This window comes from Bradyrhizobium sp. LLZ17 (assembly GCF_041200145.1).
Lineage (GTDB): Bacteria > Pseudomonadota > Alphaproteobacteria > Rhizobiales > Xanthobacteraceae > Bradyrhizobium.
Genome location: NZ_CP165734.1, coordinates 1,414,439 through 1,427,797, shown reverse-complemented (window position 1 = coordinate 1,427,797; position 13,359 = coordinate 1,414,439). Strand labels below are relative to the sequence as shown.

Genomic DNA, 13,359 nt, shown 5'->3' with positions numbered 1-13,359 from the left:
GCGGCAGCGAGCCGTGCCGCCCTCAGAAGTCGCGCGTGAGACGTGCTTTGCCCGTTCATCTTTCCGCCGTGTCCTTGCGGCGGTCCTTCGGCAGCTTTGGGCTTGCCTTGCCATGGCGAATGCGACCTTTTGCACCTTTGGTTCCATCGCCTTGAGTCCGTCACCTTTCCGCGCCCTTTATCGCCAACGCGGCGCTCGTCCGCGATCCTCTCAGGGATTCTGGAGTCCATCATGATCGGTCTGATCCGCGCTGTTGCACTCTGCGCCACGCTGGCGTTCGGCCTTGCGGCTGCGCACGCCGCGGACAAGGCGTTCAAGCGCGACGATCTCGCCGATTCCGCGATCAAGCTGGAGGCCCAGATCAAGAGCGAGGCGGGGCCGGTCGCCAAGACCAATACGACGCTGCGCACCGATGCCGACGCTGCCTTCCGGCGCAACGATTTTCGCAGTGGCCTGTCGGTTCTCGGCCAGATCGCCGCGACCGCGCCGGAGGACGCCGGCAACTGGCTGCGGCTCGCCAAGGTCATTTTCCAGATCACGCCGAAGAGCTCGAGCGAGCAGATCTTCCTTTTGGAGCGCGCCTCGACCGCCGCCTACATTGCCTATCAGCGCGCCGGTAATCCGGGCGAGGAGGCGGACGCGCTCGCCGTGCTCGGCAAGTCGCTGGCCGAACGAAAATTGTGGCGGCCGGCGCTGGATGCGCTGCGGCTATCGCTCGACATGCGTGAGGTCGCCGACGTCCGCGGGCAATATGAGAAGATGCGCGATGAGCACGGCTTTCGGCTGCTCGATTATACCGTGGATTCGGACTCGGCGAGCCCGCGCGCGTGCTTCCAGTTCTCTGAGGACCTTGCCAAGCGCACCGATTTCGCGCCGTTCCTGGCGCTGGCAGGCACCGACAAGCCGGCTGTGACGGCCGAAGGCAAGCAACTCTGCGTCGACGGGCTGAAGCATGGCGAGCGCTACAACATCAATCTGCGCGCAGGTCTGCCATCCACGGTGAAAGAGGGGCTGCCGAAATCGGCCGAATTCAACGTCTATGTGCGCGACCGGAAGCCGTTCGTGCGCTTCACCAGCCGCGCCTATGTGCTGCCGAGGACCGGCCAGCGCGGCATTCCCGTGGTCAGCGTCAACACGCCGGCGGTCAATGTCAACGTATTCCGGATCGGCGACCGCAATCTGATCAACACGGTGGTCGACAGCGACTTCCAGAAGACGCTGTCAAAATACCAGCTTGCAGATCTCGGCGGCGAGCGCGGGGTCAAGGTGTGGTCCGGCGAGCTCGCCACCGCAATGACCCTGAACCAGGACGTCACCACCGCATTCCCGGTCGACCAGGCGCTCGGTGAGCTTCAGCCCGGCGTCTACGTGATGACGGCCGCCGCGAAGGGCCCGGGCAACGACGACGATTATCAGCTCGCCACCCAATGGTTCATCGTCTCCGATCTCGGCGTGACGGCGTATTCGGGCAATGACGGCATCCATGTCTTCGTCAATTCGCTGGCATCGACCGATCCGGTCGGGAAGGCCGAGGTCCGGCTAGTGGCCCGCAACAACGAGATTCTCGCGACCCGCAAGACCGACGACAGCGGCCACGTCCTGTTCGAGACGGGGCTCGCGCGCGGCGAGGGCGGGCTGTCCCCGGCGATGCTGACCGTCACTGGCGAGAAGGCCGACTATGCCTTCCTCAGCCTGAAGACCTCCGCCTTTGATCTCTCCGACCGCGGCGTGGCGGGACGTGTGGTGCCGGCCGGCGCCGACGCCTTCGTCTATGCCGAGCGCGGCGTCTACCGCTCCAGCGAGACCGTCTATCTGACCGCGCTGCTGCGCGACGGGCAGGGCAATGCCGTCACCGGCGGGCCGCTGACGCTGGTGATCGAGCGCCCCGACGGCGTCGAATTCCGCCGCGCAGTCCTGTCCGACCAGGGTGCCGGCGGCCGCACGCTGTCCGTGGCGCTCAACTCCGCCGTCCCGACCGGCACCTGGCGCGTGCGCGCCTTCACCGACCCGAAGGGCTCCTCGGTCGGCGAGACCACCTTCATGGTCGAGGATTACGTTCCCGACCGGATCGAATTCGACTTGTCCACCAAGGACAAGCTGATCAAAGCTAATGCTCCAGTGGAGCTGAAGGCCGACGGTCACTTCCTCTACGGCGCGCCCGCGTCCGGCCTCCAGCTGGAGGGCGACATGCTGGTCGCGCCCGCGTCCGAACGTCCGGGCTTTGCCGGCTACCAGTTCGGCGTCGCCGACGAGGAAACCACCTCGAACGAGCGCACGCCGCTGGAGAATTTGCCTGAAGCCGATGCCAATGGCGTTGCGACGTTCCCTGTGACGCTCGACAAGCAGCCGGCCTCGACCCGCCCGCAGGAGGCGCAGATCTTCGTCCGCATGGTCGAGACCGGCGGCCGCGCCGTCGAACGCAAGCTCATACTGCCGGTCGCGCCCGCAACTGCCATGATCGGCATCAAGCCGCTCTTCGGCGACAAGAACGTTGCCGAGGGCGACAAGGCCGAGTTCGACGTCGTGTTCGTCTCGCCCGAGGGCAAGACCTTGCCGCGGGACGGCCTGCGCTACGAGCTGCTGAAGCTGGAGTCGCGCTATCAATGGTATCGCCAGAACAATTACTGGGAGTACGAGCCGGTCAAGTCGACCTCGCGCGTCTCTGACGGCGATGTCACGATCGCTGCCGACAAGCCGTCGCGCGTGTCATTGACGCCGCAGCCCGGCCGCTACCGTCTCGACGTGAAGTCGAACGACGCCGACGGCCCGATGACCTCGGTGCAGTTCGACGTCGGCTGGTACTCCGAGGGCAGCGCCGACACCCCCGACCTGCTGGAGACCTCGATCGACAAGCCGCAATACGCCTCCGGCGATACGATGACGGTGTCGGTGAACGTCCGCACCGCGGGCAAGCTCACCATCAACGTGCTCGGTGATCGCCTGCTCACGACGCAGACCATCGACGTCAAAGAGGGCACCGCGCAGCTGAAAATTCCGGTCGGCAAGGACTGGGGTACGGGCGCCTATGTCGTGGCAACGTTGCGTCGTCCGCTCGATGCGGCCGCTCAGCGCATGCCCGGCCGGGCGATCGGGCTGAAATGGTTCGGCATCGACAAGCAGACGCGCACACTGTCCGTGAAGCTGACACCACCGGCGCTCATCCGGCCGAACGGGATGCTCAAAATACCGGTCAAGCTGGATGGGCTCAATCCGGGCGAGGACGCGAAGGTGGTCATATCAGCGGTCGATGTCGGCATCCTCAACCTCACGAACTACAAGCCGCCCGCGCCGGACGATTATTATCTCGGCCAGCGCCGCCTCAGCGCCGAGATCCGCGATCTCTACGGGCAGCTGATCGACGGCATGTCGGGCACGCGCGGCCAGATCAAGTCCGGCGGTGATGCCGGCGCGGCCGAGCTGCAGGGCTCGCCGCCCGCGCAAAAGCCGCTGGCGCTCTATTCGGGCATCGTCACCGTCGCCTCCGACGGCACCGCGGAGGTGAGTTTTGACGTCCCCGAATTCGCCGGCACCGCGCGCGTGATGGCGGTGGCGTGGACCGCGACCAAGCTCGGCCGCGCCAACACCGATGTCGTGATCCGCGATCCCGTGGTGCTGACCACGACGCTGCCGCGCTTCCTGCTCAACGGCGACCATGGGACGGTCAATCTCGAAATCGACAATGTCGAGGGCCAGGCCGGCGACTACGTCATTAACGTGAAGACGGGTGGTCCGGTGAAGATGACCGGCAATGCCGCAACCACGGTCAAGCTCGCGGCCAAGCAGCGCAACTCGTTTTCCCTGGCGCTCGACGCGACGGCGGCAGGGCCGGCGACGCTCGACGTCGACATCAAGGGGCCGAACGGACTTGCGCTGGCGCGGCACTATGCGTTCGACGTCAAGGCGGCGACGCAGGTGCTGGCGCGGCGCTCGATCCGGACGCTGGCAAAGGGTGAGAGCCTGACGTTGACCTCGGACATGTTCTCCGACCTCGTGCCGGGCACGGGCAGCGTCTCGGTTTCGGCGAGCCTGTCGACCGCCCTCGATGCTGCGACGATCCTGAAAGCACTCGACCGCTATCCCTATGGCTGCTCGGAGCAGATCACGAGCCGCGCCTTGCCGCTGCTCTATGTCAACGACCTCGCGGCCGGCGCGCATCTCGCCATGGACACCGAGGTGGACCAGCGCATCCGCGATGCGATCGAGCGGCTGCTGGCCCGTCAGGGCTCCAATGGCTCGTTCGGCCTGTGGGTGGCCGGCGGCGACGATGCCTGGCTGGACGCCTATGTGACGGACTTCCTGACCCGGGCCCGTGAAAAAGGCTTTGTGGTGCCGGACGTGCTGTTCAAGAACGCGCTCGACCGCGTCCGCAACTCCGTCGTCAACGGCAACGAGCCGGAGAAGGACGGCGGGCGTGATCTCGCATATGGACTCTACGTGCTCGCACGTAACGGCGCAGCTCCGATCGGCGATCTGCGTTATCTCGCTGACACCAAGCTTTCCAACCTGGCAACTCCGATCGCGAAGTCGCAGCTCGCAGCGGCGCTTGCGTTGGTCGGTGATCGCAACCGCGCCGAGCGGGTCTATGGTGCTGCGCTCGATAGCCTGGCACCGAAGCCGGTGCTGGAGTTTGGCCGGACCGACTACGGCTCGCAGCTTCGCGATGCGGCGGCGCTGGTGTCGCTCGCGAGCGAGGGCAACGCCCCGAAGGCGACGCTCACGCAAGCCGTGTCGCGGGTCGAGACCGCTCGCGGGCTGACGCCCTACACCTCCACGCAGGAGAATGCGTGGTTGGTGCTGGCGGCACGTGCGTTGGCGAAGGAAAACCTCTCCATCGAGGTCGATGGCCAATCGGTCAAGACAGCGCTGTATCGCAGCTACAAGGCGGACATGCTGAGCGGCAAGCCGCTGAAGATCACCAACACCGGCGACGCGCCGGTGCAGGCGGTGATCTCGGTATCAGGCTCGCCGGTGACGCCGGAGCCTGCGGCCTCCAACGGCTTCAAGATCGAGCGCAACTATTTCACGCTCGACGGCAAGCCGGCCGACATCAGCAAGGTCAAGCAGAACGATCGCTTCGCCGTGGTGTTGAAGGTTACGGAGGCGAAGCCTGAATACGGCCACATCATGGTGTCCGACTATCTGCCGGCTGGGCTGGAGATCGACAACCCGAAGCTGGTTTCGTCGGGCGACAGCGGCACGCTGGACTGGATCGAGGATGGCCAGGAGCCCGAAGATGCCGAGTTTCGCGACGACCGCTTCACCGCGGCGGTCGATCGGGCCTCGGATTCGAAGGCGGTCTTCACGGTGGCCTATGTCGTGCGCGTGGTCTCGCCCGGCAAATACGTGCTGCCGCAGGCCTATGTCGAGGACATGTACAATCCCTCGCGTTATGGGCGTACGGGTACTGGCAATGTCGAGGTGCGGCCGGCGAAGTGAGTGGTAATGGGATGAGCGAGGTCAACCAAGTATCTCGTCATTCCGGGATGGTCCGAAGGACCAGACCCGGAATGACGAGATTCTCCGGTGCGCAATTGCGCACCGTAGTTCGACTCTTCGAGTCGCCCCGGAATGACGGAGGAGTAGGGCGCGCGAGCATGCGTATACTCTCCGCGCTCGCTCTCACGCTCATCCTCGCCACCTGCGCCTTCGTCGCCTGGGTTTACTCGCTCGGTCCACTGCCGCTCGAGGAGGCGCGCCGAGTCTCCACCACGATCGTCGATCGTAACGGCAAGCTGCTGCGTGCCTATGCCATGACGGACGGACGCTGGCGCTTGCCGGTCGAGACCAAAGCGAATGTTGATCCGACTTATCTCAAACTGCTGTTCGCCTATGAGGACCAGCGCTTCTATGCCCATGATGGCATCGATCCGCTCGCATTGGGTCGTGCCGCGTTGCAGCTCTCGACGCGCGGGCACATCGTGTCCGGCGGCTCGACCATCTCGATGCAGCTCGCCCGGCTTATGGAGCCGCGGCGGCAGCGCTCGTTCTACGCAAAACTGCACCAGATCGTGCGTGCGATCGAGCTGGAGCGGACGCTCAGCAAGGACGAGATCCTCAACCTCTATCTTGCGCTCGCGCCCTATGGCGGCAATCTCGAAGGCATCCGCGCCGCCTCGATCGCCTATCTCGGCAAGGAGCCGAAGCGGCTTTCGCTGGCGGAGGCTGCATTGCTGGTCGCGCTGCCGCAATCACCGGAGACGCGCCGGCTCGACCGCTATCCCGAGGCCGCCCGCATTGCGCGGGACCGCGTGCTCGATCGCATGGTCGAGGAGCATGTGGTCAGCGTCGACGACGCCAGGCAGGCCAAGGCTGTGCCGGTGCCAAAACTGCGCAAGCCGATGCCGATACTGGCGCCGCACGCTTCGGACACGGCGCTGTCGACCGTCAAGGATACGCCGCTCATCAAGCTGACGCTGGACGCGAACTTGCAAAAGGTGCTGGAGCCGCTGGCGCGCGACCGCGCCATCGCGCTCGGTCCCAACATCTCCGTCGGCATCATCGTGGTCGACAACGACAGCGGCGATGTGCTCGCGCGCGTCGGTTCAGCGGATTATTTCGACGAGAGCCGGGCCGGGCAGGTCGACATGACCCGGGCCATCCGCTCGCCGGGCTCGACGCTCAAGCCATTCATCTATGGGCTCGCCTTCGAGGACGGCTTTGTCCATCCGGACAGTTTGATCGACGACCGGCCGGTTCGCTTCGGCTCCTATGCGCCGGAAAATTTCGACATGACGTTCCAGGGCACGGTGCCGGTGAAGAAGGCGCTGCAGATGTCCCTGAACGTGCCCGCGATCGTACTGCTCGACCGCGTCGGCGCGAGCCGGCTGGCATCGCGGCTGCGGCAGGCCGGCGGCAATCTGGTTTTGCCGAAGGAGGAGGCGCCTGGTCTCGCGATGGGCCTCGGCGGTGTCGGCGTGACGCTTCAGGATCTCGTTCAGCTCTACACGGGGTTCGCCCGGCTGGGCTCAACGCGGCCGCTGCGTGAGATCATGGCGAACAGGGACGACCGCGAGCCCTTGCGGCTACTGGATCCTGTCGCGGCGTGGCAGGTCGGCAACGTCTTGCTCGGCACGCCGCCGCCGGAAAACGCCGCCCATAACCGCATCGCCTTCAAGACCGGCACCTCCTACGGCTATCGCGACGCCTGGTCGGTCGGGTTCGACGGCCGCATGACCATCGGCGTCTGGGTTGGCCGCCCGGACGGCGCGCCGGTGCCCGGCCTGATCGGCCGCGTCGCCGCAGCTCCCATCCTGTTCGACGCCTTTGCACGGACCGGCAAGACGCTGACCCCATTGCCGAAGCCGCCAAAGGGAACCCTGGTCGCCAGTAACGCCAAACTGCCGCTGCCGTTGAAGCGGTTCCGGCCGGTCGGGGAGCTCGTTCGGACCGGGGGCGAGCAGGCACCGCACATCCAGTTCCCGATGAACGGCTCGCGGATCGATGTGGATCGCTCCAGCGGGCCGGAGGCCGCAGCCATGCCCGTGAAGGTCGCCGGCGGTGTCTTGCCGATGACGGTCATGGTCAACGGCACGGCACTCGGCGAAATGGACGGACGGCGCCAGCGCCTGATCGATCCGCCTGGTCCAGGCTTTGCACGGCTGACCGTGATCGACGCCACGGGCGCTGCGGACACAGTTGTCATTCGAATTCAATGACCTTGCCTTAAGCGGTTGTGGCCATGGCGGTTTCATCGTAAGCGGAACCAATGGCCGAGACCTATCCCAGCCCCCGTTTTGGAGCGCCGCGCGAGCCGAAATCGCCCGTAAATCCGGGCAGCCGGCTCCTGCTGATGCTCGACATCGCGACCGCAAGCCACGCCCGCGCGGTTGCGTTTCTTGTGCTGTGCGCGTTGCTGCTGTTCCTGCCGGGCTTCTTCACCATCCCGCCCGTTGACCGCGACGAGGCGCGCTTTGCCCAGGCCACCAAGCAGATGGTCGAGAGCGGCGACTATGTCGACATCCGCTTCCAGGAGGACGTCCGCTACAAGAAGCCGGTCGGCATCTATTGGCTGCAATCCGCCGCGGTCGAAATCGCCTCGGCGCTCAAACTGCCGAAAGCCGAATTGCGGATCTGGGTCTATCGGCTGCCATCGCTGATCGGCGCGATCGGCGCCGTGCTCATGACCTATTGGACCGCACTTGGCTTCGTCACGCGCCGCGCCGCGGTCCTTGCCGCGCTCCTGATGTGCGCCTCCGTGCTGCTCGGCGTCGAGGCGCGGCTCGCGAAAACCGACGCGATGCTGCTGTTCTGCGTCACCGCGGCGATGGGCGCGATGGCGCGGGCCTATCTGTCCTGGCAGCGCGCCGAAGACGAGGCGCGTCCGCCCTGGAGCTGGCCCGCGATCTTCTGGACGGCGCTTGCCGTCGGCATCCTGATCAAGGGACCGCTGATCCTGATGTTCGCGGGGCTCACCATCGTCGTGCTCGCGATCCAGGACCGCGATGCCTCGTGGCTGTGGCGGCTGCGCCCGGTCTGGGGCCTGATGTGGATGCTGGTGCTGGTGCTGCCCTGGTTCATCGCGATCTTCTGGCGCGCGGGCGACGCCTTTTTCGCCGATTCCGTCGGCGGCGACATGCTGAGCAAGATCGGCGCGCAGGAATCCCATGGCGCCCCGCCAGGCGTGTACCTGGCGCTGTTCTGGATCACGTTCTGGCCGGGCGCGCCGCTCGCGGCCATGGCGGCGCCGGCGGTGTGGCGGGCCCGGCGCGAACCTGGTGCGCAATTCCTGCTGGCCTGGCTGATCCCGTCCTGGATCGTGTTCGAGGCGGTGCTGACCAAGCTGCCGCATTATGTGCTGCCGCTGTACCCCGCGATCGCGATCCTCACCGTCGGCGCGCTGGAGCGGCGCGTGCTGTCGCGGTCGTGGCTGATGCGCGGCTCGGCCTGGTGGTTCGCGATTCCCGCGGCGGCCTCGATCATCGCGGTGGTCGGCGCGGTCATGCTGACGCGGCAGCCGGCCTTCGTGGCATGGCCGTTCATCGCGGCCTCGCTGATCTTCGGCCTGTTCGCCTGGTGGCTCTACGACAACAACCGCGCCGAGCGCTCGGTGCTCAACGCGCTGGTGGCGGCGCTGATGCTGGCGGTCGTGGTCTACGGCATCGTGCTGCCGTCGCTGACGCCATTGTTTCCGAGCATCGAGATCGCGCGCGCCCTGCGCAACGTCACCTGTGTCGGGCCGAAGGCGGCCGCGGCCGGCTATCACGAGCCAAGCCTGGTGTTCCTGACCGGCACCTCGACGCTGCTCACCGACGGTTCTGGCGCGGCCGACTTCCTGCGGCAGGGGAGCTGCCGTTTCGCACTGATCGAGCAGCGTTCCGAGCGCAGCTTCGTGCAGCGCGCCGAGGCGATCGGGCTGCGCTACAAGGTCGGCGCGCGCATCGACGGCTATAATTTCTCGCAAGGGCGCGCGATCTCGATCTCGATCTTCCGCTCCGAAGGCACCGAGTAGGATGCCGGCTCCCACCGAGATCGCGCCGCGCGCGCGCTACCCCGCGCAACTGCTCGCCGTCGCGGGCGGCGCGCTGGCGCAGCTCGTGCGCGCGCCCTCGCATTCGCGCCGCTCCGAGGCTGCGCGAAAACTGGCGCGGCATTCGCTCTGGCTCAGCGTGGCCGGCGCCGCCCTGGTCATCGCGCTCATGCTCGCCTTCGATCTGACCGAGATCGAGTTGATGCCGGCGCGCGGCACGCCCGGCCTGTGGCCGATCCGGATCCTCACCGATTTCGGCAAGGACGAGTATGTGCTGGTGGTGCTGGCCGCGGCGCTCGTGATCGTGGCGCTTGTTGCGGCGGGGCTGCACGGCACCCGCCGTGCGGTGCTGCTGGGGCTCGGCACGCGGCTGCAGTTTCTGTTTCTGTCCGTTGCCGTGGCGGTGTTCACAGCCGAAATCCTGAAATTCGCCATCGGGCGCGGCCGGCCGTTCGTGGGCGGCAAGGCCAACCCGTTCAACTTCGTTCCATTCCAGGGAACGGAGGCCTATTTCAGCCTGCCGTCCGCGCACGCGGTCACGGCGTTCGCGCTGGCGTTTGCGGTCTCCGCGCTCTGGCCGCGGCTGCGCGTGTTCATGTTCACTTACGCGATCGTGATCCTGCTGACGCGACTGGTGTTGCTCGCGCACCACCCGAGCGACGTCGTGGCCGGCGCCCTGGTCGGCATCGTCAGCGCCATGGCGGTCCGCTACTGGTTTGCGGCTCGCCGGCTCGGTTTTGCGATCCGCGCCGACGGCACCATTGTGCCGCTTCCCGAGGCGGTCGGCGGCCGTCTCAAAAGGGTTGCCCGCGGGGCATCCGCCCCATAAAAGCGGCTGCCTGCCGGGGCCGCCGGTTCCTGAGGGCGGGCCAATTCCAACCACGAGCTTCGATTTGTCGACGTCCCAGCCTTCGGTTTCCATCGTCGTTCCCGTGCGCAACGAAGCCGACAACATCGCGCCACTGATCGCAGAGATCAGCGCGGCGCTCGATGGCCGCTGGGCCTATGAAATCATCTACGTCAATGACGGCTCGACCGACGCGACCGGTGAACGGCTCGCGGCCATCATGAAGCAACGCGACAATCTGCGGCAGCTGCGCCACGCCAGATCGAGCGGTCAGTCGGCGGCGGTACGCAGCGGCGTGCGGGCGGCGCGCGGCGCGATCGTGGCGACGCTCGACGGCGACGGCCAGAACAACCCGGCCTTCCTGCCGGACCTCATTGCGGCGGTCGAGAACGGAGCCCGCGTCGGGCTCGCCGCCGGCCAGCGGATCGGACGCAAGGACACCGGCTTCAAGAAGTTCCAGTCGCGCATCGCCAATGGCGTGCGCGGGGCGATCCTGAAGGACGGCACCCGCGACACCGGCTGCGGCCTGAAGGCGTTCCGGCGCGAGGTGTTCCTGATGCTGCCCTATTTCGACGGGCTGCATCGGTTTCTGCCGGCGCTGGTGCGTCGCGAGGGCTACGAGATCGCCTATGTCGACGTGATCGACCGGCCGCGCCATTCCGGCGTGTCGAATTACGGCTTCTTCGACCGGCTCTGGATCGGAATCATGGATCTCGCCGGCGTGTGGTGGCTGATCCGCCGCAAGAAGCCGACACCGGACGTGAGCGAGGTGAATGCGTGATCATCCAATACGGTCAGGCGCTGAACAATTATCTCTACGATGTCTTCGTCGCCAAATTCGACTTCTGGCTTGCGTTCGGCCTGGTCGCACAGCTGTTCTTCACCGCGCGCTTCCTGGTGCAGTGGATTGCGAGCGAGCGCGCCGGCAACAGCGTGGTGCCGATGGCGTTCTGGTTCTGCTCGATGGGCGGCGGGCTGATGACGCTGGTCTACGGCATCGTCAAGCGCGAGCCCGTCATCATTCTCGGGCAGGCGCTGGCGACCATCATCTATATTCGGAACATCATGCTGATCGTCAAGAACCGCAGCCGCGCCTCGAAGACGCTGGAGCGCTGATCCCGGGTTGGACCGAGGCTTGGATGGAGATCGACAAAAAATGTCGAAAACAACCCCATGCACAGTAGCCCCGGGCTGGCAATGGTGTTGCTGATTTTACGAAATCAGTTTGACGCGTCGGGCAAAACACTGGCATGATACGATCATCAGGCAGGGTGACCGCGACGACCACTGCATCTGACTGATTAGCGCGGCAGCGCCGAGGCCGCGCCGGGTGCGGGCAGGGCGGTCGCCTCCGCCTCGGGCCTGCGATAGGGCTCGCCCGCCGCATCCAGTACCGGATAGGCGACCGAGCAGATGTGCGAGTGGATGCGGCGCAAATCGCGCAGCACGTCCAGATGCAGCGAAGTGGTTTCGATGGTTTCGGGGCGACCCTCGCGCAGGCGGTCGAGATGGCGCTCGACTGCGGCAAGCTCGGTGTTCTTCAGCGCGGTCTTCTCCACCAGCAGCTTGCGGGCCTCGTTGGCGTCGCCCGACATGAACACGCCGAAGGCGATCCGCAGCGAATCCATCGTGCGCTTGTGGAAGGCGGCAAGTTCTTCGGCGCCTTCCGGTGAGAACTGGAAGCGGCGCTTGATCTTCTTGGTCGCAAGCTCGCTCAGATTCTTGTCGATGATGTCGCCGATATGCTCGAGGTTGATGGCAAAGGAGATGATCTCCATCGCGCGGCGGCCCTCGCTCTCGTCGAGGCTGCCCCGCGTCAGCTTCGTCAAATAGAGCTTGATCGCCTCGTCGAGACTGTCGACGACATTGTCCATCCGCGAGACCTGGTCGACGAGGGTGCGGTCGCCCGTCATCATCGCGGCCATCACCTTGCGCAGCATGACCTCGACGAGGTCGCCCATGCGCAACGCCTCGCGGGCGGCATCGGCCAGCGCCAGTGACGGCGTGTCCAGCGCGGTCTCGTCGAGATAGCGTGGACGGGCCGGATCGGTCTCCTGCACGCGATCGGGCAGCAGTCTCGTCAACAGTCGCGACATGGCGTCGAGCAGACCGATGAAGACGACGGCCGTGCCGACATTGAACGCGATGTGGAAGGCCGCTGTCATCCTGGCGAGATCCGGCTGCCAGGCCTGCATGTGGGCGGCGATCCCGCTCAGGAACGGCAGCACGAGCACGATCCCGACCACGCGATTGATGAGGTTGCCGAGCGGCAGCCGATAGCTGGCGGGATCGTCGCGCCTGGCGCCTTCGAACACAGGGTTGATGGCGCTGCCGAGATTGGCGCCGAGCACCAATGCGAGAGCCGCGTAGGGGGTGATGAACTGCGAATAGGCCAGCGACATGATCAGCAGCACGCTGGCGACGCTCGAATGCACGGCCCAGGTGACGAGCGCGGCAATGACGATGCACAGAACCGGATCGCCGGTGATCGCCGCCATGACGACGCGGACGCCGGGCGCGTTCTCCGCGGGGGCCAGCGTGTCGAGCAGGATGTGCAGCGACAGCAGCATCAGGCCGAGGCCGATGCAGACTCGGCCGATATCCTTGATCCGCGAACGCGCGCCCCGAGCGGAAGGCGACGAGCCCAAGCACGAACAGCACCGGCGCGACGGCTGCGATGTTGAATGACAGCACCTGCACGATCAGCGTGGTGCCGACATTGGCGCCGAGCATAATGGCGAGCGCGGCAACGAGGCTCAGCAGGCCCTCCGCGGCGAAAGAGCTGGTGAGCAGCGCGGTCGCCGTGCTGCTCTGGAGCAGCGCCGTCAGCCCGAGACCGGCGGCAAAGGCGCTGAAGCGGTTGCTCAACGCCTTGCCAAGGAGGCGACGGAGGTCAGGGCCGAAGGCGCGCAGAATCCCGCTGTGGACCATGTGAAGGCCCCACAGCAACAGCGCCACGCCGCCCATCAGATCGAGCAGAACCAACGTTCCCATGCTCCGTGTCCGGATTGGAGTCGAGGGGTCAGGCTAGCGCCAAACGACTGGC

General features: G+C 66.0%; 6 protein-coding genes and 1 pseudogene. 6 read left to right on the top strand and 1 reads right to left on the bottom strand.

Features of this window, described 5'->3' with window-relative positions; all coding sequences use genetic code 11:
* The first annotated feature begins 231 nt into the window (after window positions 1-231).
* The 6 genes from AB8Z38_RS07070 (at window position 232) to AB8Z38_RS07045 (ending at window position 11,429) form a co-directional block, all read left to right on the top strand.
* On the top strand, window positions 232-5,436 hold the full coding sequence (locus AB8Z38_RS07070) for an alpha-2-macroglobulin (protein WP_369723771.1): 5,205 nt from the start codon (window positions 232-234) through the stop codon (window positions 5,434-5,436).
* A 158-nt stretch (window positions 5,437-5,594) separates the two neighbouring features.
* On the top strand, window positions 5,595-7,655 hold the full coding sequence (pbpC, locus tag AB8Z38_RS07065; protein WP_369723769.1) for a penicillin-binding protein 1C: 2,061 nt from the start codon (window positions 5,595-5,597) through the stop codon (window positions 7,653-7,655).
* A gap of 50 nt (window positions 7,656-7,705) precedes the next feature.
* Complete coding sequence (locus AB8Z38_RS07060; RefSeq protein ID WP_369723767.1) at window positions 7,706-9,448, top strand: ArnT family glycosyltransferase; 1,743 nt, start codon at window positions 7,706-7,708, stop codon at window positions 9,446-9,448.
* A 1-nt stretch (window position 9,449) separates the two neighbouring features.
* Complete coding sequence (locus AB8Z38_RS07055; RefSeq protein WP_369723765.1) at window positions 9,450-10,295, top strand: phosphatase PAP2 family protein; 846 nt, start codon at window positions 9,450-9,452, stop codon at window positions 10,293-10,295.
* A gap of 64 nt (window positions 10,296-10,359) precedes the next feature.
* Window positions 10,360-11,094 (top strand): glycosyltransferase family 2 protein, encoded by a 735-nt coding sequence (locus AB8Z38_RS07050; RefSeq protein ID WP_369723763.1) that lies wholly within the window; start codon window positions 10,360-10,362, stop codon window positions 11,092-11,094.
* Window positions 11,091-11,429, top strand: coding sequence for a lipid-A-disaccharide synthase N-terminal domain-containing protein (locus AB8Z38_RS07045; RefSeq protein ID WP_369723761.1), 339 nt, complete (start codon window positions 11,091-11,093; stop codon window positions 11,427-11,429). Before AB8Z38_RS07050 ends, AB8Z38_RS07045 begins: the two co-directional genes overlap by 4 nt.
* A gap of 185 nt (window positions 11,430-11,614) precedes the next feature.
* Here AB8Z38_RS07045 and AB8Z38_RS07040 read toward each other — a convergent pair.
* Window positions 11,615-13,307 (bottom strand): annotated as a pseudogene (locus AB8Z38_RS07040) (Na/Pi cotransporter family protein).
* Window positions 13,308-13,359: the final 52 nt, after the last annotated feature.

Excerpts from the sequence above, each read along its gene's own strand:
- pbpC (WP_369723769.1), top strand. The coding sequence starts at position 5,595 with ATGCGTATACTCTCCGCGCTCGCTCTCACGCTCATCCTCGCCACCTGC.
- AB8Z38_RS07055 (WP_369723765.1), top strand. The coding sequence starts at position 9,450 with ATGCCGGCTCCCACCGAGATCGCGCCGCGCGCGCGCTACCCCGCGCAA.
- AB8Z38_RS07060 (WP_369723767.1), top strand. The coding sequence starts at position 7,706 with ATGGCCGAGACCTATCCCAGCCCCCGTTTTGGAGCGCCGCGCGAGCCG.
- AB8Z38_RS07070 (WP_369723771.1), top strand. The coding sequence starts at position 232 with ATGATCGGTCTGATCCGCGCTGTTGCACTCTGCGCCACGCTGGCGTTC.